General features: G+C 59.8%; 19 protein-coding genes. 5 read left to right on the top strand and 14 right to left on the bottom strand.

Annotated elements, in window-relative coordinates; genetic code table 11:
• Window positions 1-159 precede the first annotated feature (159 nt).
• Window positions 160-789: a glutathione S-transferase gene (locus PG5_RS05250; protein WP_033045382.1), complete on the top strand. Its 630-nt coding sequence runs from the start codon at window positions 160-162 to the stop codon at window positions 787-789.
• A gap of 29 nt (window positions 790-818) precedes the next feature.
• Here the strand turns inward: PG5_RS05250 and PG5_RS05255 are convergent, their stop codons facing one another.
• Entirely contained in the window at window positions 819-1,325 is a 507-nt protein-coding gene (locus tag PG5_RS05255; protein ID WP_020796053.1) for an ATP-dependent zinc protease, read from the bottom strand.
• A gap of 274 nt (window positions 1,326-1,599) precedes the next feature.
• Between PG5_RS05255 and PG5_RS05260 the strand changes: the two genes are divergently transcribed.
• Complete coding sequence (locus PG5_RS05260; RefSeq protein WP_020796054.1) at window positions 1,600-2,487, top strand: acyltransferase; 888 nt, start codon at window positions 1,600-1,602, stop codon at window positions 2,485-2,487.
• 1 nt (window position 2,488) lies between these two features.
• Here PG5_RS05260 and PG5_RS05265 read toward each other — a convergent pair whose 3' ends face one another.
• The 10 genes from PG5_RS05265 to PG5_RS05305 form a co-directional block, all read right to left on the bottom strand.
• Window positions 2,489-3,088: a DUF2780 domain-containing protein gene (locus tag PG5_RS05265; RefSeq protein WP_020796055.1), complete on the bottom strand. Its 600-nt coding sequence runs from the start codon at window positions 3,086-3,088 to the stop codon at window positions 2,489-2,491.
• Between the two features lie 263 nt (window positions 3,089-3,351).
• On the bottom strand, window positions 3,352-4,551 hold the full coding sequence (gene fdhA / locus PG5_RS05270) for a formaldehyde dehydrogenase, glutathione-independent (protein ID WP_020796056.1): 1,200 nt from the start codon (window positions 4,549-4,551) through the stop codon (window positions 3,352-3,354).
• Between the two features lie 190 nt (window positions 4,552-4,741).
• Entirely contained in the window at window positions 4,742-5,599 is an 858-nt protein-coding gene (gene purU, locus PG5_RS05275; protein WP_020796057.1) for a formyltetrahydrofolate deformylase, read from the bottom strand.
• Window positions 5,596-5,757: a hypothetical protein gene (locus PG5_RS34105; protein WP_020796058.1), complete on the bottom strand. Its 162-nt coding sequence runs from the start codon at window positions 5,755-5,757 to the stop codon at window positions 5,596-5,598. Before PG5_RS34105 ends, purU begins: the two co-directional genes overlap by 4 nt.
• A gap of 12 nt (window positions 5,758-5,769) precedes the next feature.
• Window positions 5,770-6,402, bottom strand: a complete 633-nt coding sequence (locus PG5_RS05280; protein ID WP_020796059.1) for a sarcosine oxidase subunit gamma — start codon at window positions 6,400-6,402, stop codon at window positions 5,770-5,772.
• A gap of 148 nt (window positions 6,403-6,550) precedes the next feature.
• Complete coding sequence (locus tag PG5_RS05285; RefSeq protein WP_020796060.1) at window positions 6,551-9,568, bottom strand: sarcosine oxidase subunit alpha; 3,018 nt, start codon at window positions 9,566-9,568, stop codon at window positions 6,551-6,553.
• Complete coding sequence (locus PG5_RS05290) at window positions 9,565-9,894, bottom strand: sarcosine oxidase subunit delta (RefSeq protein ID WP_008057118.1); 330 nt, start codon at window positions 9,892-9,894, stop codon at window positions 9,565-9,567. The genes PG5_RS05285 and PG5_RS05290 overlap by 4 nt, the downstream gene beginning before the upstream one ends.
• Window positions 9,895-9,908: 14 nt before the next feature.
• The gene (locus PG5_RS05295; RefSeq protein ID WP_007980419.1) at window positions 9,909-11,159 is read right to left on the bottom strand and encodes a sarcosine oxidase subunit beta; all 1,251 of its coding nucleotides are present in this window, start codon (window positions 11,157-11,159) and stop codon (window positions 9,909-9,911) included.
• A 23-nt stretch (window positions 11,160-11,182) separates the two neighbouring features.
• Window positions 11,183-12,436, bottom strand: a complete 1,254-nt coding sequence (glyA, locus tag PG5_RS05300; protein WP_020796061.1) for a serine hydroxymethyltransferase — start codon at window positions 12,434-12,436, stop codon at window positions 11,183-11,185.
• A gap of 293 nt (window positions 12,437-12,729) precedes the next feature.
• Complete coding sequence (locus PG5_RS05305) at window positions 12,730-13,458, bottom strand: TraX family protein (RefSeq protein WP_020796063.1); 729 nt, start codon at window positions 13,456-13,458, stop codon at window positions 12,730-12,732.
• Between the two features lie 131 nt (window positions 13,459-13,589).
• Between PG5_RS05305 and PG5_RS05310 the strand changes: the two genes are divergently transcribed.
• Entirely contained in the window at window positions 13,590-14,630 is a 1,041-nt protein-coding gene (locus PG5_RS05310) for a low specificity L-threonine aldolase (protein WP_020796064.1), read from the top strand.
• A 188-nt stretch (window positions 14,631-14,818) separates the two neighbouring features.
• On the top strand, window positions 14,819-15,010 hold the full coding sequence (locus PG5_RS05315; protein ID WP_033042007.1) for a hypothetical protein: 192 nt from the start codon (window positions 14,819-14,821) through the stop codon (window positions 15,008-15,010).
• A gap of 350 nt (window positions 15,011-15,360) precedes the next feature.
• Here the strand turns inward: PG5_RS05315 and gbcB are convergent, their stop codons facing one another.
• A complete protein-coding gene (gbcB, locus tag PG5_RS05325) occupies window positions 15,361-16,461 on the bottom strand; it encodes a glycine-betaine demethylase subunit GbcB (protein ID WP_020796065.1) in 1,101 nt (366 codons plus the stop codon).
• A gap of 294 nt (window positions 16,462-16,755) precedes the next feature.
• On the opposite strand from gbcB, the gene gbcA reads away from it, so the two are divergent.
• Window positions 16,756-18,051, top strand: a complete 1,296-nt coding sequence (gene gbcA / locus PG5_RS05330) for a glycine-betaine demethylase subunit GbcA (RefSeq protein WP_020796067.1) — start codon at window positions 16,756-16,758, stop codon at window positions 18,049-18,051.
• 852 nt (window positions 18,052-18,903) lie between these two features.
• Here gbcA and PG5_RS05335 read toward each other — a convergent pair.
• The gene (locus PG5_RS05335; protein WP_020796068.1) at window positions 18,904-19,470 is read right to left on the bottom strand and encodes a GNAT family N-acetyltransferase; all 567 of its coding nucleotides are present in this window, start codon (window positions 19,468-19,470) and stop codon (window positions 18,904-18,906) included.
• Between the two features lie 22 nt (window positions 19,471-19,492).
• On the bottom strand, window positions 19,493-20,263 hold the full coding sequence (locus PG5_RS05340; RefSeq protein ID WP_020796069.1) for an electron transfer flavoprotein subunit beta: 771 nt from the start codon (window positions 20,261-20,263) through the stop codon (window positions 19,493-19,495).
• Between the last annotated feature and the right edge of the window lie 13 nt (window positions 20,264-20,276).

Below are 20,276 nucleotides of genomic sequence, written 5' to 3' on the forward strand. Positions count from 1 at the left end.
AGGAGCGAGCCTGCTCGCGAAAGCGGTGTGTCAGAGAGCATTGATGTCAACTGACACGGCCTCTTCGCGAGCAGGCTCGCTCCCACAATTGAATGTGATCTTGAGCTCTCGCCTCCACACGTTATGCTGCGTGACACCGCCACCAACCGAGTCACTGCCATGTCCACCCCGAGCATGACCCTGTACCACAACCCCCTCTCCCCCTTCGTCCGCAAAGTCATGGTGCTCTTGCACGAAACCGGTCAACAGGACCGCGTTGCCCTACAGAATTGCGTGCTCACACCGGTTGATCCGGACCAGACCCTGATCGACGACAACCCCTTGAGCAAGATCCCCGCCCTGCGACTGGCCGATGGCAGCATCATCCACGACAGCCGGGTGATCCTCGACTATCTGGATCACCAGCACGTCGGCAACCCGCTGATCCCCCGCGAAGGCTCGGCCCGCTGGCGGCGCCTGACACTCGCCTCCCTGGCCGACGGCATCATGGACGCCGCGGTACTGGTGCGCTACGAAGTCGCCCTGCGCGCCCCGGAAAAACACTGGGACCAATGGCTCGACGGCCAGCGCGACAAAATCCGCCGTGCCCTGGCGTTGCTGGAAAAAGATGCGATGGCCGAGCTGGCCAGCCATTTCGACATCGCCGCGATCGGAGTGGCCTGTGCGTTAGGGTATCTGGATTTGCGCCATCCGGACCTGGACTGGCGATCGGCCAATCCGCAGTTGGCGGCGTGGTATTTCGAGGTGAGTCAAAGGCCTTCGATGTTGGCGACGATGCCGAAGGTTTGATGAAGCTACACCAACACCCTGTGAACCGATCAACAATCCGGCTTGTCCGCCGTAAACCTGCGAGCCGGATTCACCGCCGCGCCAAACTCGCGCAAGGCCTTGGCGCCGATCAACAATGGGTAATTGAAGCTACTGCGATCGGTGAGGTTAACCTCGACCGTGCGTTTGACATTGCCCAGGCACAACTCCAGATCCACCACCGGTCGCTTGGTGGGCGCGATCACTTCGCTGTCATCTTCGTCCTCTTCGGAACGGGTCTTGATCTTGCTGATCCGCGCGACCTTGTGTTCGTAAACCTTATTGCTCGCGCCCTTGGTGGCGAGACGGAAGCGCACCCAGTCTTCGCCGTCGCGGGTGAAGGTTTCGATGTCCTTGGCCGACAGCGACGCGGTCAGGGCGCCGGTGTCCATCTTGGCCTTGAGCACTTCGCCGCCGATTTCCGGTAGCGCGATGTATTCGTAGCGACCGTACAGGGTCGGCTCGGCGGCCATGACCGGCAGGGCGATGAGTGAAAACAGTGCAAGAAGGGATTTCACGTACGGGGAGTCCTTGAGAGATGGGCAGCGCAATTTTAGACCGTTGTCGAATAGATCGTTCCCACGCAGCGCAAAGGATTGCCTCAACGTACGCTCTGCGTTCGGCCCCTGATTTGGGACGCAGCGCGTCCCGGTCTGCATTCCCACGCGGAGCGTGGGAATGATCGGTGTCAGGAGGTTAGCGCGTCAAAGGTGAAACATTCGTCACCGGTGATTTGGCCTGTCGCCCGAAGCTGCTTATCATGGCGCGCCCAAACGCTTCCAAGAGTTCTTTATGCGCCGCCTGCTCACCGGCTGTTTTGTCACATTGCTGCTGTTACTTAACACCCTGGTCCTGATCGGCCCCTTGATGGTGTTTGCCCTGCTCAAGCTGGTCCTGCCCGGCCGCTTTCGCGATTATGCGTCCTGGGTGGTGATGTGGATTGCCGAGACCTGGTCGGAAATCGACAAGCTGATCTTTCGCCTGTGCATTCCCACCCGATGGGATATCCGCGGCGGTGACGATCTGCGTCGTGACACTTCGTATCTGGTGATCAGCAATCATCAGTCCTGGGTCGATATCCCGGCGCTGATCCAGACGCTGAACCGACGCACACCGTTTTTCAAATTCTTCCTCAAGAAAGAACTGATCTGGGTGCCGTTCCTCGGCCTGGCATGGTGGGCGCTGGATTACCCATTCATGAAGCGCTACACCAAGGCTTTTCTGGCGAAGAACCCGGAACTGGCCGGCAAGGATCTGGAGATCACCAAACAGGCCTGCGAACTGTTCAAGCGCCAGCCCGTGACCGTGGTCAACTATCTGGAAGGCACTCGCTACACCAGCGCCAAAAGCACCCAGCAACAATCACCCTTCACTCACCTGCTCAGGCCCAAGGCCGGTGGGGTAGCCTTTGTGCTGGCAGCGATGGGCGAACAACTGGATGCCATTCTCGACGTCACCGTGGTCTATCCACAGCAAGCGATTCCGGGGTTCTGGGACTTGATCAGCGGCAACGTTCCGAGGGTCATCATTGACATCAAGACCCGCGAACTCGACCCGGCGCTTTGGCAGGGCGACTACGAAAACGATCCACTGTTTCGCGAGAAAGTCCAGAACTGGGTCAACCAGCTCTGGAACGAGAAGGACCGGCGTATCGACGATTTGCGCGCCGAGAGTCGCTGAATCAGCTACCGGTGCTGGTGCCGAATCCTGTGTCTGTGCCTGTGCCTGTGCCTGTGCCTGTGCCTGTGCCCCAGATGCTGCCCAAGCTACTCAGCAGGGAACCGCCGACGCCTTGTTGACCTAGGTACTGCAGGATCACCGGGGTAAACATCCCGATCATGCCGGTGTCCATGCCCAGGGCGCTGAAGGCGTTGTTCAGGTCATTGGTGTCCTTGACGTTGCCCAGGGCGTTATCCAGCCCTGCGGCCTTGCCGCTCGAACCGAGCAAACCGGCGAGCGCCCCCAACTCTCCCCCACCCGAGAGAATGTCGATGCCCGGCACGCTTTTGGCCAGCTCCGAATAATCGGTCGAACTCAGCTGATTCTTCGCCAACCCAAGCATCGCCCCGGCGCCGCCGACGGCTTGCTCTGGCGTGATGTTCAATTGGGTGAGCGCGCCCAGCAGGTCTGCTGTCTCAGAGGTCGGCGCAGCCTCCGTGGCCGCGTTGCCCTTCATGCCGGAAATGGCACTGGCCGCATCGCTCAGGCTGAATTGTGCAAAAGCCGGGCTGACCACCAGGGTCATGAGCGATGCCAGGACAAAACCGCGTGAAATCTTCATTCAGACATCCTCTTGCGTCGAGAAAAAACACCCGGCTTTCGGGCGCAAAGCTGCCGGTTTGACCGGGTAGCCGCGGGCATGTTCCTCAGGCCTGCATCCATTTCTCATCCGTTCGTCACAAAGGAGCCCTGAAGCCTGCGGCAATATCAAATTTTCAAACGAAAAAGTGATGTGCACACGCAGCTCTAAAAAACGCGCATTGAGCAAATGCAACTTACAAAAAAAGGGCGATCCAAGATCGCCCTTTTTTACCTATACAGCGTTTACGCCGCGCTGAACAACTTATGCGGATCAATCACAAATTTCTTCGGCACGCCCGCATCAAACTCGCCATACCCTTCCGGCGCCTGATCCAGGCTAATCACCTGCACACCCACCACTTCAGCAATGTTGATACGGTCCCACATGATCGCCTGCATCAGCTGGCGGTTGTACTTCATGACCGGGGTCTGGCCGGTGTGGAAGCTGTGGGATTTGGCCCAGCCCAGACCAAAGCGAATGCTCAGGCTGCCCATTTTCGCGGCGGCGTCCACGGCGCCCGGGTCTTCGGTGACGTAGAGACCTGGGATACCGATCTTGCCGGCTACGCGTACTACGCCCATCAGCGAATTGAGCACGGTGGCCGGAGCTTCGTGTTTCACGCCGTCATGGCCGTGACCGCGGGCTTCGAAGCCTACGGCGTCGATGGCGCAATCCACTTCTGGCTCGCCCAGCAGTGCGGCGATTTGCTCGTGCAGTGGAGTGTCAAGGGACAGGTCGGCGATTTCGAAACCCTGGGCCTTGGCGTGGGCCAGGCGCACGGTATTGACGTCACCGACGATTACCACCGCCGCACCCAGCAGGCGAGCGGAAGCGGCCGCCGCCAAGCCGACCGGGCCAGCACCGGCGATGTATACGGTGCTGCCTGGGCCAACGCCGGCGGTCACTGCGCCGTGGTAGCCGGTCGGCAGGATGTCGGAGAGGCAGGTCAGGTCGCGGATTTTTTCCATCGCGCGATCGCGGTCCGGCAGTTTCAGCAGGTTGAAGTCGGCGTAAGGCACCATCGCGTATTCAGCCTGGCCACCGGTCCAGTCACCCATGTCGACGTAACCATAAGCACCACCGGGACGCGCCGGGTTAACGCTCAGGCATACGCCGGTATGCATTTCCTTGCAGGAACGGCAGCGCCCGCAAGCCACGTTGAACGGAACAGACACCAGGTCGCCGATCTGCAGGTTCTCGACGTCGCTGCCCTTCTCGATCACTTCACCGGTGATCTCGTGACCCAGGACCAGGCCGGTTTGCGCAGTGGTACGGCCGCGCACCATGTGCTGGTCGGAACCACAGATATTGGTGGAAACCACGCGCAGGATGACGGCGTGGTTGATTTTCCTGCCGCGCGGGTCCTGCATTTTCGGATAGTCGATTTTCTGTACTTCGACCTTGCCAGCGCCGAGATACACCACACCACGATTGCCAGACATGCTTTCACCTCGCTGTTGTTTTTATGTAGCGGTCGCGTCGCCATGAATCGGCGGCGCGTTGATTGCTCGGGTTATTGCCTGTTTGTCTTGTGTTGCTTGTCAGGGCCTCTTCGCGAGCAGGCTCGCTCCCACAGTGAATCTCGGAACAACACAAAAAACCTGTGGGAGCGAGCCTGCTCGCGAAGGCGATCTAAAGAACGACCGTACGATTGGCGTTCAAGAACACTCTTCTCTCAATGTGATAACCCACCGCCCGGGCCAATGTCAGCCCTTCGATATCGCGCCCCTTGGCGATCAGGTCTTCCGGGTAATGACTGTGATCCACCACCTCGACGCCTTGGGCGATGATCGGTCCTTCGTCCAGGTCGTTGTTGATGTAGTGCGCCGTGGCACCGACCAGTTTCACGCCTTTGTTGTAGGCCTGGTGATAGGGTTTGGCACCCTTGAAACCCGGCAGCAGGGAGTGGTGGATGTTGATCGCCCTGCCGTCGAGCTTGCGGCACAGCTCCGGCGACAGCACCTGCATGTAGCGGGCAAGGATCACCAACTCGGCACCGGACTCCTCGATCACCTGCAAGACCTGACGCTCTTGGGATGGTTTGTCGTTCGGGTCCAGCGGGAAATGGTAGTACGGGATCTGGTGCCAGTCGGCCAGCGGCTTGAGGTCCGGGTGGTTGGAGACCACGGCGACTACGTCCATCGACAATTGGCCGATGCGTTGGCGGTAGAGCAGGTCGTTGAGGCAGTGATCGGCCTTGGAGACCATGATCACCACTTTAGGCCGGTAATGCGGCGGCGTCAGTTCGAAGACCATGCCGAAAGATGCACCGCGTTCAGCGAGGCCTGCGCGAAACGACTGTTCGTCGAAACCCTCCGGCTGGCGGAACTCCACCCGAATGAAGAAACGGCCCGAGAGCCGGTCATCGAAGGAGTGGTGCTCGGTGACGTAACAGCCCTGCTCGAACAGAAAGCGCGTCACCGCGTCCACGGTGCCGAGCACGCTGGGGCAGTCGGCGGTCAAGATCCATGTGTCTGGGGCGCGGCTCATAGTGCGGTGACTCCTGAGGCATCGATAAACGAAAGCTGCATCTTGTGGGAGCGAGCCTGCTCGCGATGGACGTTAACGATAACGCGTATTTCCTGAATCAACGCGTTGCCCTCAAGTTCATCGCGAGCAGGCTCGCTCCCACAGTTGATCGCCTCCATGACTGGCTCTAATCAAGCCTGGACGCTAAGCCCGTATTCGGCAGACGCATCCTGCAACCACAACCACCAGTAATCCGAGAAGCTGCGACGGATCAGCAGCTCCCAGGTGTCTTCAGCGGTGTGACGGATCACCAGTTGCGATTTGGCGAACACCGTGCCAACAGCCTTGCCCACCGGGAAGTTGTTGGGGTGCACGTCGTAGCTGGTGGACTTCATCAATACCTGGCGCACGTTCGGGCCGCTCAGTTCGAGGATCTGCTGGCCACCGCTGACGTTGACGATCTGGATGTGCAGGTCGCCCAGCGCTTTGCGCAGTTTTTGCTCGGCGGCGAATTCTTCGCCGGTCGGGACGATCAGCAGCCACTCATCCGGCCCCATCCATTGCAGGCTGGTCTCGCCTTTGACGATGACGGTCAGAGCGCCCGGCAATTCGATGCCCAGGGCCTTGTGCACGCCCGCGGCAAATGCAGCGTCGTGGCCATCACCACGGATGGTCAGGTGACCAAGGAGTTTTTTCTCACGCACGGTCACGCCGGCGTTCTTGCGACCCTTGCCCACGAGGCTGGCGAGGTCGGCGTGATGCAGCGACGACTCGGCCTTGGCCCCGTTGGTTGGGCGCTGTTGGTAAACATTGGCTGCGGTCATAAAGCACCTGTTCCTGAATTCTGTTGGCCCTGTGGAGGCTGTTCCGCCGCCTTCGCGAGCAGGCTCGCTCCCACAAGGGTTACGCAATCTCTGTGGGAGCGAGCCTGCTCGCGAAAGCGTCGGCAGGCTCACCACAGGGCCTGGGCAATTACACGTTCTGGCGTTCGCCTTTCGGATCGAAGAACACCGAAGAAACGATTTCCGCCTCGATCACGCTGCCATCCGCCAGTGGCGCGAACACACGTTCGCCCATGCGGTTCAGGCCGCCCTTGACCACGCCCATGGCAAACGAATAGCCCAGGGAGTTGTGCAGGTAGCTGGAGGTCACGTGACCGACCATGGTCATCGGGATGGCCTGCTTGGTGTTGAACACCAGCTGCGCACCTTCCGGCAGCCACTTGTTCGGATCGATCGGCTTGAGGCCGACCAGCTGCTTGCGCTGATCACGCACGCAGTCTTCACGGTTCATCCCGCGCCAGCCGATCCACGAGAACGGTTTGTTGCGACCGACACACCAGCCCATGTTCAGGTCATCCGGGGTCATCGAGCTGTCAGTGTCCTGGCCGACGATGATGAAGCCCTTCTCGGCCCGCAGCACGTGCATGGTTTCGGTGCCGTACGGCGTCAGGTTGTACTTCTTGCCCGCGTCGACGATTTTTTCCAGCACGCCCATGGCGTAGTCGGCTTGCACGTTGACCTCGTACGACAGCTCACCGGTAAACGAAATCCGGAAAATCCTCGCCGGCACGCCACCGACCTGGGCTTCTTTCCAGGTCATGAACGGGAAGGCTTCGTTGCTCAGGTCGGCGTCGGTGACTTCGCTGAGCAGCTTGCGGCTGTTCGGCCCGGACAGGGTCATGGTCGCCCAGTGATCGGTCACGGAAGTGAAGTACACCTTCAGGTCCGGCCATTCGGTCTGGTGGTAGATCTCCAGCCATTGCAGCACGCGTGCAGCGCCGCCAGTGGTGGTGGTCATCACGAAATGGTTGTCGGCGAGGCAGGCGGTTACGCCGTCGTCGAAGACCATGCCGTCTTCTTTGCACATCAGGCCGTAGCGGGCCTTGCCCACGTCGAGCTTGGTCCAGGCGTTGGTGTAGATGCGGTTGAGGAACTCGCGTGAATCCGGGCCCTGGATGTCGATCTTGCCCAGGGTCGAAGCATCCAGCAGGCCGACGCTGTCGCGCACGGCTTTGCATTCGCGCTTGACTGCCGCGTGCATGTCTTCACCGGATTTCGGGAAGTACCATGGACGTTTCCACTGGCCAACATCTTCAAACTCGGCACCATTTTTCAGGTGCCACTGATGCAGCGCGGTGTAGCGCACTGGCTCGAAAATGTGCCCACAGTGACGACCAGCCACCGCGCCGAAGGTCACCGGCGTGTAGTTCGGACGGAACATGGTGGTGCCCATCTGCGGGATGGTCACGTTCAGCGAACGGGCAGCAATGGCCAAGCCGTTGACGTTGCCGAGCTTGCCCTGATCGGTGCCGAAGCCCAGCGCGGTATAGCGCTTGACGTGCTCGACCGACTCGAAGCCCTCGCGGGTCGCCAGTTCGATGGCGGCGGCGGTGACGTCGTTCTGCAGGTCGACGAATTGCTTCGGAGCCCGTGCGGTGCTCTTTTCGTGCGGCACCTGGAACAGCGCCAGTGTCGGCTCTTCCAGACGGGTCAGGGCTTTTGGCAAGGTCGCTTCGACCGCACCGAAACCGGCTTCGCTGGCAGCGCGAACACCGCCTTCAAAACCGTCAGCCAGGGAATCGCCGAGACCGTAGACGCCGTTGATTCCACCGACGCATACACGTTTCTGCGGTGCTTCGCCCGGTACGAAACCAAGGATATCTTCGCGCCAGATCGGCTTGCCGCCCAGGTGCGAGGCCAAGTGAACCACCGGGCTGTAACCGCCGGAACTGGCGACGATGTCGCAGTCGAGCCATTCACCAGGGCTGGTGACTTTGTGGCCTTTGACATCGATCGCGGCCACGCGGGCAGCGGTCACGTGCTTGGTGCCACGGGCCTCGATCACGGCGCTGCCGGTGAGGATGCGGATGCCCTTGGCGCGTGCTTCTTCCACCAGCGCACCGCGCGGGTTGCTGCGGGCGTCGGCGACGGCCACCACTTGCAGGCCGGCATCGAGCCAGTCCAGGGCCACGCGATAGGCGTGGTCGTTATTGGTCGACAGCACCAGTTTCTTGCCCGGTGCTACACCGTAGCGGCGCACATAAGTCGAGACGGCACCGGCCAGCATGTTGCCCGGCACGTCGTTGTTGCCGTAGACCAGTGGACGCTCGTGAGCGCCGGTCGCCAGCACGACACGCTTGGCGCGAACACGGTGGATGCGCTGACGTACCTGGCCAATCGGCGCGCGGTCACCGAGGTGATCGGTGAGGCGTTCGTGAATGGTCAGGAAGTTGTGGTCGTGGTAGCCGTTGACCGTGGCGCGCGGCAACAGCAGCACGTCCGGGGTGTTCTTCAGCTCGGCGATGACGCTGGCGACCCACTCGGTCGCAGGCTTGCCGTCGAGGCTTTCGCGGGAGTCGAGCAGGCTGCCGCCGAACTCTTCCTGTTCGTCCGCCAGGATCACCCGGGCACCGCTACGCGCAGCCGCCAGTGCAGCGGCCAGGCCTGCAGGGCCGGCGCCGACGATCAGCACGTCGCAGTGCTGGTTCATGTAGTCGTAGGTGTCCGGATCGTTCTCGGTCGGCGAGCGGCCAAGACCGGCTGCCTTACGAATGTACTTCTCGTAGGTCATCCAGAACGATTGCGGGTACATGAAGGTTTTGTAGTAGAAACCCGGTGGCATCAGCTTGCCGCCGACCTTGCCGAGAATCCCCATCATGTCGTTGTTGACGCTTGGCCAGCCGTTGGTGCTGGTGGCGACCAGGCCCTGGTACAGCGCTTGTTGCGTAGCGCGCACGTTCGGGATTTGCGTGGCTTCGGTGGCACCGATCTGCAGCACCGCGTTCGGCTCTTCGGCACCGGCGGCGAAAATGCCGCGCGGACGGGAATACTTGAAGCTGCGACCGATGATGTCGACGCCGTTAGCCAGCAGTGCTGCGGCCAGGGAGTCGCCTTCAAAGCCTTTGTAGCTCTGACCGTTGAAGGTGAACGTCAGGACTTTGTTGCGGTCGATCCGTCCGCCGTTGGACAGGCGATTGATCTGGCTCATACCTTCTCTCCCAGAGCCGTGGTGGCCGCTTTCGGGCTATCGGTCTTGTCGGTGAATTGTGGCTTGGTGCCGATCTTGTAGGTTTCGAGAATCTCGTAGGTCACGGTGTCGCGGGTGACGTTGAAGTATTGGCGGCAACCGGCGACGTGATCCCACAGCTCGTGGTGCAGGCCGCGAGGGTTATCGCGGAAGAACATGTAGTCGCCCCACTCCTCGTCGGTGCAGCTGTTGGGGTCCAGTGGACGCGGGATGTGCGCCTGGCCGGATGCATGGAATTCCTCTTCGGAGCGCAGTTCGCCGCAGTGAGGACAGAAGATATGCAACATGGGGATTTCTCCTGTTAGTGGGCAACCGCAGCAGCGCCGTGTTCATCGATCAACGCACCGTTGTGGAAACGGTCGATGGAGAAAGGTGCGGCCAACGGGTGCATTTCACCCTTGGCCAGGCTTGCGGCAAACACGTTGCCCGAGCCAGGTGTTGCCTTGAAGCCACCGGTACCCCAACCGCAGTTGAAGAACATGTTCGGGACCGGGGTTTTCGAAATGATCGGGCACGCATCCGGCGTGGTGTCGACGATGCCGCCCCACTGACGGTTCATGCGTACGCGGGACAAGACCGGGAACATCTCGACGATGGCCTGGATGGTGTGCTCGATCACCGGGTACGAACCACGCTGGCCATAGCCGTTGTAGCCATCGATACCGGCGCCGATCACCAGGTCGCCCTTGTCGGACTGGCTGATGTAGCCGTGTACGGCGTTGGACATGATCACGCTGTCGATAATCGGCTTGATCGGCTCGGACACCAGCGCTTGCAGCGGGTGGGATTCGATCGGCAGACGGAAACCGGCCAGCTTGGCCATGTGCCCGGAGTTACCGGCGGTCACTACGCCGACGCGCTTGGCGCCGATGAAGCCCTTGTTGGTTTCCACGCCGATGCACACGCCGTTTTCCTTGCGGAAACCGATTACTTCGGTCTGCTGGATCAGGTCCACGCCCAAGGCGTCGGCGGCACGGGCAAAACCCCAGGCCACGGCATCGTGACGGGCCACGCCGCCGCGACGCTGGACGGTAGCGCCCATCACCGGGTAGCGGGTGTTCTTCGAGCAGTCGAGGTACGGGATCTCATCGGCCACTTGCTTGGCATCGAGCAGCTCGCCGTCCACGCCGTTGAGGCGGTTGGCGCTGACCCGACGCTCGGAATCACGGATGTCCTGCAGGGTGTGGCACAGGTTGTAGACGCCACGCTGGGAGAACATCACGTTGTAGTTGAGGTCCTGGGACAGGCCTTCCCACAGTTTCATCGCGTGTTCGTACAGGTGCGCAGACTCGTCCCACAGGTAGTTGGAGCGAACGATGGTGGTGTTGCGCGCGGTGTTACCGCCGCCCAGCCAGCCTTTCTCGACCACGGCTACGTTAGTGATGCCGTGTTCCTTGGCCAGGTAATAGGCGGTCGCCAGACCGTGCCCGCCACCGCCGACGATGACTACGTCGTAGACCTTTTTAGGGGTCGGCGTGCGCCACATGCGCTGCCAGTTTTCATGGTGACTGAGAGAGTGTTTGAAGAGGCCGAAGCCCGAATAGCGTTGCATAGTCATTTACTCCAAAACCGCACTCAGCGATAAACCGGGAAGTCCGCGCACAGAGCCGACACTTGCTGCGCAACATTGGCCTCGACGTCGGCATCGCCGAGGTTGTCGAGGATGTCGCAGATCCAGCCGGCCAGCGTCACGCACTGGGTCACCTTGAAGCCGCGAGTGGTCACCGCCGGGGTGCCGATACGCAGGCCGGAGGTCACGAACGGCGACTGTGGATCGTTCGGGACAGCGTTCTTGTTCACGGTGATGTGGGCGCGACCGAGGGCTGCATCCGCCTCTTTGCCGGTGAGGCCCTGACGGATCAGGCTGACCAGGAACAGGTGGTTGTCGGTGCCGCCGGACACTACATCGTAGCCGCGTTTGATAAATACGCCGGCCATGGCCTGGGCGTTGTCGATCACTTGCTGCTGGTAGGCCTTGAAGCCTGGCTCCAGCGCTTCCTTGAAGCACACCGCCTTACCGGCGATCACGTGCATCAGCGGGCCGCCCTGGGCACCGGGGAACACTGCAGCGTTGAGTTTCTTCTCGATTTCTTCGTTGGACTTGGCCAGGATCAGCCCGCCACGTGGACCGCGCAGGGTCTTGTGGGTGGTGGTGGTGACCACGTCGGCGTAAGGCAGCGGGTTCGGGTACAGGCCGGCGGCGACCAGGCCGGCAACGTGGGCCATGTCGACGAACAGCAGCGCACCGACTTTGTCAGCGATCTGACGGAAACGTGGGAAGTCGAGGGTCTTGGAGTAGGCCGAGAAGCCGGCGACGATCATCTTCGGCTTGCACTCGACGGCCAGGCGCTCGACTTCGTCGTAGTCGATCAGGCCGGTCTTGGTGTCGATGCCGTACTGCACGGCGTTGTACAGCTTGCCCGAGGACGACACTTTCGCACCGTGGGTCAGGTGACCACCGTGGGCCAAGCTCATGCCGAGGATGGTGTCGCCGGCTTGCAGCAGCGCCAGGTACACGGCGCTGTTGGCCGAGGAACCGGAGTGCGGCTGGACGTTGGCGTAGTCGGCGCCGAACAGTTGCTTGGCGCGTTCGATGGCCAGGGCTTCAACCTTGTCCACGTGCTCGCAGCCACCGTAGTAGCGCTTGCCCGGATAGCCTTCGGCGTATTTGTTGGTCAGGCCGCTGCCTTGCGCTTCCATCACACGTTTGCTGGTGTAGTTCTCTGACGCGATCAGCTCGATGTGATCTTCCTGGCGTTGCTCCTCGGCATTCATCGCCGCCAGCAGTGCATCGTCGTAACCCTGGATCTGGTCTTGCTTGCTGAACATCGCGTCTCTCCCAGCGGCGGCACTGCGCCATTCGTCTCGGTGAGGCACTGGCTTTTCGGCAGTGCCCTTTGATAGCGATGGTATGACCGGCTTCGAGTCGTCAAATGCCTACGCGCGCCACGTAAAGGTGCGTTTACGACATGGCGGGAAATGGCAGGTCGGACACGACCCGCGAACCAACTGCAATCCCCTGTGGGAGCGAGCCTGCTCGCGAAGGCGATGAGTCAGAAACATTGATGTCGCCTGACACTCCCTCTTCGCGAGCAGGCTCGCTCCCACAAGCTTTCCCGGGGTTATGCGAGGGCTTGGCGCAGTGCTAGCAACACCAGGAAATGCACGGGATACAGCGCATACGCCCAGCGCCGCATCGGCGGTGGTTTTACGTCACTGGCATGTCGCAATAGGAACAGCCCCAGCCATGGCGCAATCAGACAAGTGGCGATGGCCGCCATCGCCACCTCATTACCCTGTCGAACGGAGTAATAAAGCACCTGCCATTGATTGGCCGCCAGACAAACCACCCCCGGTAACAGCGCGAAATACCAGGGACGCCGGATCACCAGCAGCATCGCCAGCGGCAACATCACGCCGAAAAATCCGAACATCAGTTGTCGCGCAAACAGTGCCGCCAGCACGACGGCGCCGGCCGCGACCAGACGCGCCTGCAGGGTCCGGTCCTGCCAGCCGAGCACCACCAGCAGACCGAGTGCCAGCGTGGGCATCACATTCAACGTATCGGGGCTGGGAATGAACATTCGGTAGGGAATTTCACTCACTGCGCTAAACATCAGTAACCAACTCAGATAGCGCCACTGTCCGCTGGTCGCCACCGCCGGCTTGCGCGTCAGATTGATCACCATCGCCAGGCAAAACCACGGGAACGCCAAGCGCCCCGGCACATACAGCCAATCGGCGGAGTAACCGACATATCGCAGGTGATCGAGCACCATGCTCAAAAGCGCCAGCCACTTGAGCAAATCCAGTGCACGGTCGCGCTGCTTTAAGTGTGTAGCCGTGTGCATAATTGCCCGACATCCTTGTAATGTTCTGACAGTGACATCCCGTGCGCTCCCCGGATGATCTTCGGTACAGTGCGCACCATCATTGACCACGAGACGCTTCACCATAAGCGTCCCGACCACGGAAGCAGGCCATGACCGATAAGAGCCAACAATTCGCCAGCGACAACTACTCCGGCATTTGCCCTGAAGCCTGGGCTGCCATGGAGCAGGCCAACCATGGCCACCAGCGCGCTTACGGCGACGACGAATGGACCGCCCGCGCGTCCGACGATTTCCGCAAATTGTTCGAAACCGACTGCGAAGTGTTCTTCGCCTTCAACGGCACTGCCGCCAACTCGCTGGCCTTGTCGTCGTTGTGCCAGAGTTACCACAGTGTGATCTGCTCGGAAACCGCCCACGTCGAAACCGACGAATGCGGCGCCCCGGAATTCTTCTCCAACGGCTCCAAGCTGCTGATCGCCCGTACCGAAAACGGCAAACTGACGCCGGAATCGATCCGCGAAGTGGCCCTCAAGCGCCAAGACATTCACTACCCCAAACCCCGCGTCGTGACCCTCACCCAGGCCACCGAAGTCGGCAGTGTCTACACCCCGGACGAAATCCGCGCCATCAGTGCCACCTGCAAGGAGCTGGGCTTGAACCTGCACATGGACGGCGCGCGGTTCTCCAACGCCTGTGCGTTCCTCGGGTGTACGCCAGCAGATCTGACCTGGAAGGCCGGTGTTGATGTGCTGTGTTTCGGCGGTACTAAAAACGGCATGGCCGTGGGCGAAGCGATTCTGTTCTTCAACCATAAGCTGGCTGAAGACTTTGATTACCGCTGCAAACAGGCTGGGCAACTGGCGTCGAAAATGCGCTTCCTCTCGGCGCCGTGGGTCGGCATCCTGGAAAACGATGCCTGGCTCAAATACGCGCGCCACGCCAACAGCTGCGCGCAATTGCTGGCTGAACTGGTGAGCGACATTCCAGGTGTGGAACTGATGTTCCCGGTGCAGGCCAATGGCGTATTCCTGCAACTGTCGGAACCGGCCATCGCTGCACTGACCGCCAAGGGCTGGCGTTTCTACACCTTCATCGGCAACGGCGGCGCACGCTTCATGTGTTCGTGGGATACCGAAGAAGAGCGTGTGCGGGAATTGGCGCGGGATATTCGCGAAGTGATGTCGCACTGATAACTGACGAGGCCGGGCGCGCTGGAATGCGCGCCTGACCGCTCGTCTGTACTGATATTTCTGACAGTACCGCCACCTGACTGTGCAAGGTTACTTTCTGACGACCTGAAAAGAGGTCTATGCAGTCTTTCGGGCCAACTTCCTGCCGACGTCTCGGCTGGAGAATAATCCAACAGGAGATTGCAGAAATGGAAACCAAAAGCGACTCAACCAGAAACATTGATCGAGACGAATTCTTCAAACTTGTACAAGTGGGCGACCACGACGTCACAGAACATTTTGGCGATCGTATCATTACGAAAAAGGCCTACGTGACGCTCCCCGACAAGTCGATTCAGATCCAGATCTGGTCTACCCCCGCCCCTACCTCCGCCCAATAATCATTCGCTCTGCGTACGGAGGCTAATGACTGTGCGCGGAACATCAATATCTCGACGTGAAACTATTGCTAAAGGGGATATCCCAGATATGGAAACCAAACATTCCAACGAAATATCTGACATTCAAAAATTCTATGAACTCGTTCAGGTGGGGGATCACTTCAAATAGAAAGGCAAGACGCACCGCATCGTCAAAAAGACCTTTGATATCCTTCCGGGTGGACACAGTTCGGAATTGAAATTGAATGGGAAGACATCCCTGCCGCCAAGTAACCCGCGCAACTTCCGCACACAGGCTGTTAACCCGTGTGCGGAATTTCATGCCTTACACGCCAATATTGGCGGCGCGATCAAAACTCAATCCGCACATCCCCCTTCGGCACGCTGCAGCACGACAGGATGTACCCTTCGGCTTCGTCTTCCTCGGTGATCCCGCCGTTGTGCTCCATCTCCACTTCACCTCCCAGCTTCAGCACCTTGCATGTGCCACAGATGCCCATGCCGCAGGCTTTGGGAATCAGCAAACCGACCTTGGCCGCTGCCGCATGCACGGTTTCGCCAGGCGCCACGCGAATGCTCTTGCCGGACGAGATGAACTCCACCTGATGCAGATCCGCCACGTCGACTTCCGGTGCTTCGGCCGCTTGTTCGGCGTGTTCCACAGCGTCGGCACGCGCCTCTGGCGGCGTCGCGCCGAAGGATTCCTCGTGATAACGCTTCATGTCGAATCCGGCGGCTTCCAGCAGGCGCTTCACCGCATTCATATACGGTGTCGGGCCGCAGCAAAACACTTCCCGTTCCAGGAAGTCCGGCGCCATCAATTCAAGCATTCTATGGTTGAGGTAACCGCGATAGCCGGCCCAAGGCTCACCCATACCGTGCTTCTCGCAGATCAGGTGCAGGCTGAAGTTGTCGATCCGCGACGCCATGTGTTCCAGCTCGCGGTGGTAAATGATGTCCTTGGGCGAACGGGCGCTGTGGATAAACACCATGTCGACATTGCCGTTGGTGTCGTAGAACCAGCGCGCCATGGACATGACTGGCGTGATACCAACGCCGCCGCTGAGGTAAAGCACCTTTGGCGCAGTGAAATCCATGGCGTTGAACAGCCCGACCGGCCCGTGTACCGCCAGCTCCTGGCCTTCGTGCAAGGTGTCGTGCAGCCAGTTGGAAACCTTGCCGCCCGGCACTCGCTTGATGGTCACCGAAAAGCTGTACGGCACCGACGGCGAGCTGGAAATGGTGTACGAACGCATGATCTGCTGGCCTTCGATTTCCAGCTCCAGGGTGACAAACTGCCCCGGCTTGAAGAAGAACATGATCGGCTGGTCGGCCATAAAGCAGAAGGTGCGCACATCCCAGGTTTCCTGGATGACTTTGACACAACGGACGATGTGCCGACCATTGGCCCAGGTCTGGGTGGTTACCGGGTTCAGGAAGCTGTTGGACATGCTGATCTCCACGGCCGACTGTCGGCCTTCATGTTGGCGATTCTGCGTATAGCGCGAAACAGCCATTTACCTATCTGCGACATTCACATGCTTATCGCGACCAGCCCCCAACGACCGGGGCTTGCGCGTCGGGAACAGATTGCACCATGTCGCCCATGGATAAGGTTCTGGCCAGCGCCGGCCCCACACTCGCCCCATACCAAGACACAATCTTTACACCTTGCGTAGCACCCTTAGCAGTACACCTGATTAGCCACTTTCGCCGGCCACGCAGATGGCCTTGAGGATTAAACGATGGACGTCACTACTACCCTGAGCCTGGGCGATCCGCTGGAACCCGCACGCAAGGCCACCGCGCAGATGCTGCAAGAGCGCGAACGCACGTTCTCGCTGCCGCAGCCTTTCTACTCTGACGAGCGCCTGTTTGATATCGACATGCAGGAAATCTTTCAGAAAGAGTGGTTGATCGCCGGCATGACCTGCGAAATCCCAGCCAAGGGCAACTACCTGACCCTACAAGTGGGCAAGAACCCGATCATCGTGATTCGTGGTGCCGAAGGCGTGGTGCATGCCTTCCATAACGTCTGCCGCCACCGTGGTTCGCGCCTGTGCACCAGCGAAAAAGGCAAGGTCGCCAAACTGGTCTGCCACTACCACCAGTGGACGTATGAACTGGACGGTCGCCTGCTGTTTGCCGGCACCGAAATGGGCGCCGACTTCGACATGAAGCAGTACGGCCTCAAGCCGGTGAACGTAAAGACCGCCGGTGGCTACATCTTCATCAGCCTGTCGGAGAATCCGCCAGCCATTGATGACTTCCTGTCGACGCTCAGCCATTACATGGAACCGTACGACATGGAAAACACCAAGGTGGCAATCACCACCACCTTGATGGAGAAAGCCAACTGGAAGCTGGTGCTGGAAAACAACCGCGAGTGCTACCACTGCAATGCGTCGCACCCGGAACTGCTGAAAACCCTGCTGGAATGGGACGACGTCACCGACCCGCGCGCCGACCAGGCGTTCAAGGACCACGTGGCCGCCTCTGCCGCTGCCTGGGAAGCCGAAAAGATCCCTTACGCCCACGCCAGCTTCGGCCTGCGTAACCGCATCGTGCGCATGCCTTTGCTCAAGGGCACCGTGTCGATGACCCTGGACGGCAAACAAGGCTGTGCCAAACTCATGGGCCGCATCAAGAACCCGGATCTGGGCTCGATGCGCATCCTGCACCTGCCACACTCGTGGAACCACTGCATGGGCGACCACATCATCGTGTTCACCGTGTGGCCGATCAGCGCGCAGGAAACCATGGTCACCACCAAGTGGATCGTGCACAAGGACGCCGTTGAAGGTGTGGATTACGACGTTGACCGCATGCGCCAGGTCTGGGACGCCACCAACGACCAGGACCGTCGCCTGGCCGAAGAGAACCAGCGTGGCATCAACTCCACGGCATACCAGCCAGGTCCGTACTCCAAGACTTACGAATTCGGCGTGGTGAACTTCGTGGATTGGTACAGCGAGCGCCTGCTGAGCAACCTGGGCGCCGAGCCTGCGCCGTACCTCAAAGGCGTCCCTGTCCAGGGCTAACGCCCACGCCCCCCTGTAGGAGCGAGCATGCTCGCTCCTACAGGGACGGGTTCTCTTCCGAATTCATATCTCATATCACCTCTTTAGCACTGTACGAAATATGATCTATTGCGTTCAGAGCTATACCCTGTGTGCCTCCCAGCCTTCCGCAAACAAGTTATCCACATATCCACCCACAGCAAATGGGGACAACTGTGGAAATGCCGATAACTTTCTCCACAGAACTCAAAGAAAATCCGTGACTTATCCAGAATCAAGGTTTTTCACAGCGCCTGATCATTTATTGATCAAACCTCTATAAAGCACGAAATACGTGGCCTGCAGAGGATGGCGAACACCTTATCCACAGAAGCGCCAACAGACTTTGGGGGCAACTATTGTTCATCTGTGGAAAAGCGCTGAAAGCCGCGATTTTTGAGGGTTTACGCAGGGGATAACCGTTAAAAAGCCATCTTTGATCAATTTTTAACCAGAATCCTGAAAGCCGCTGTTTATAAGGCCCTCAGCGGTAAGCGAACATCTTATCCACAGAAGCGCCAACAGACTTTGGGGGCAACTAGGGGCCTGCTTTGGATAAAAAAGTGTGAAAAAACCGTATCTTATGCTGGTTATAATTTGACCTAAGGCTTGCAGCCCACGGTTTTAAAGAGGTATAGCGAGGGGCGAACATGTTATCCACAGAAGAGCTAACAGGGATTGTGGGTAAACCAGGCAAAATCTTGTTAAAACGACTCACTGTGTTTTAACGGCACTGCCGAAGATGGTGGGTACAAACTGTTAACTACCCTAACAAAGCGCCACTAAAGCCAACACTATCAGATCTGATAGGGCCGCCCGCCACCGGGCAGCCCGTTAAGGCCGATACATCAAATAGGCTTCTCCCGTGACTCGAATCATCGGATGCGGCGCAATCTGGCAGGTATCGACAACACGGAAACCATGGCGCTCATAGAACCGCCGGGCACCGGTGTTTGCGGCGTAGTCGATCAGGCTCAAGCCATTGAGCCCGAGCCGGTTGGCGCGGTCGTAGGCGTAGGCAAGGAACTGCTTGCCCAGCCCCTGGTTGCGCCAGCCTTCGTGCAGCGCCAGGCTGGAAATATAAAGGGTGTCGGGGATTTCCATCTTGGCGTACGGCGCCAGCACCGGGTCGGTCACCGGTGCCGCGAACGGATCGTGACGCATCACGTAGCTGTGCAGCATGCCAATGACCTTACCTTCAGCTTCGGCGATCAGGCAGTTCTGCCAGGAGAAATCCACATCGTCGCGGGCGTAACGCAGGGCTCCGACGTCCAACAGATCCTGCCCCGGTTCTGCTATCTGGCTCCAGATGTAATCCGCAGCACCCTCCGATGAAATCTGGAACAAACGCGCAATCTCGCGCGCATCCGCGCGCACTGCCGGACGAAATTCTACTGCCATTGACCTGCCCCCAAACGGACCGCTAGCGGACCACACCTTCTTCGATCAGCAACTTAAGGATGGCTTCAGCCCCCGCCTGTGCCGTCACGCCCTTGAGCACTTGTCCGCCACCACCACTGGCTTTCGCCGTTGCGGCTTTCATGCGATCGGCGCCGCTCTTGGCCTTGATTACCTTCAAGCGCTTCGGCCGTGGCTTGGCCGGTTGCAGGGTGGCGACCGCGAGCAATTCATCGTCGACGATTTCCACCTCATTGGCTTGCAAAACTCCGCGCCGGGCCGGACCGTAGGCGCTTTGCCGAGGCTTTGGCGCAGCGTTATCCACAGTGGCGAGAAACGGCAAGCGAACCTTCAAGCGACGCCGCTGACCGCGCGGCAGAGCCTGCAGTACCAGCGCCGAACCCCCATCAATCGACTCGACCTGCGCCAATCCCACCACCAGCGGCCAGCCAAGGCCTTCGGCCAGCAGGAACGGCAGCATGCCCGAGCCCTCGCCGGTTTCCGCCTGGCTACCGGTCAGGACCACCTGTGCCCCGGCATCGCGCAAATAAGCGGTCAACGCCGGAAGCGCATCGGCGCCCTGCGGTTGTTCAAGCACATGCAATTGTTCCAGCCCCATGCCCAGATAAGCGCGCAAGGCCGGTTCGCCAACGTCGCCGGCGTGCAGCACCTGCAAGTTATCCCCAGCCAGCTGCAAGCCCAACTCCACCGCCCGTGCATCCTGTTCCGCGCGACGTGGTCGACCGGAAGTCGGGTGGGCGCCGATGGACACCAGGCTGATGATTTTCGTGCTCATAACCCTTTCCTTC

The organism is Pseudomonas sp. G5(2012) (assembly GCF_000408945.1).
In the GTDB taxonomy this organism is placed as follows: Bacteria; Pseudomonadota; Gammaproteobacteria; order Pseudomonadales; family Pseudomonadaceae; genus Aquipseudomonas; species Aquipseudomonas umsongensis.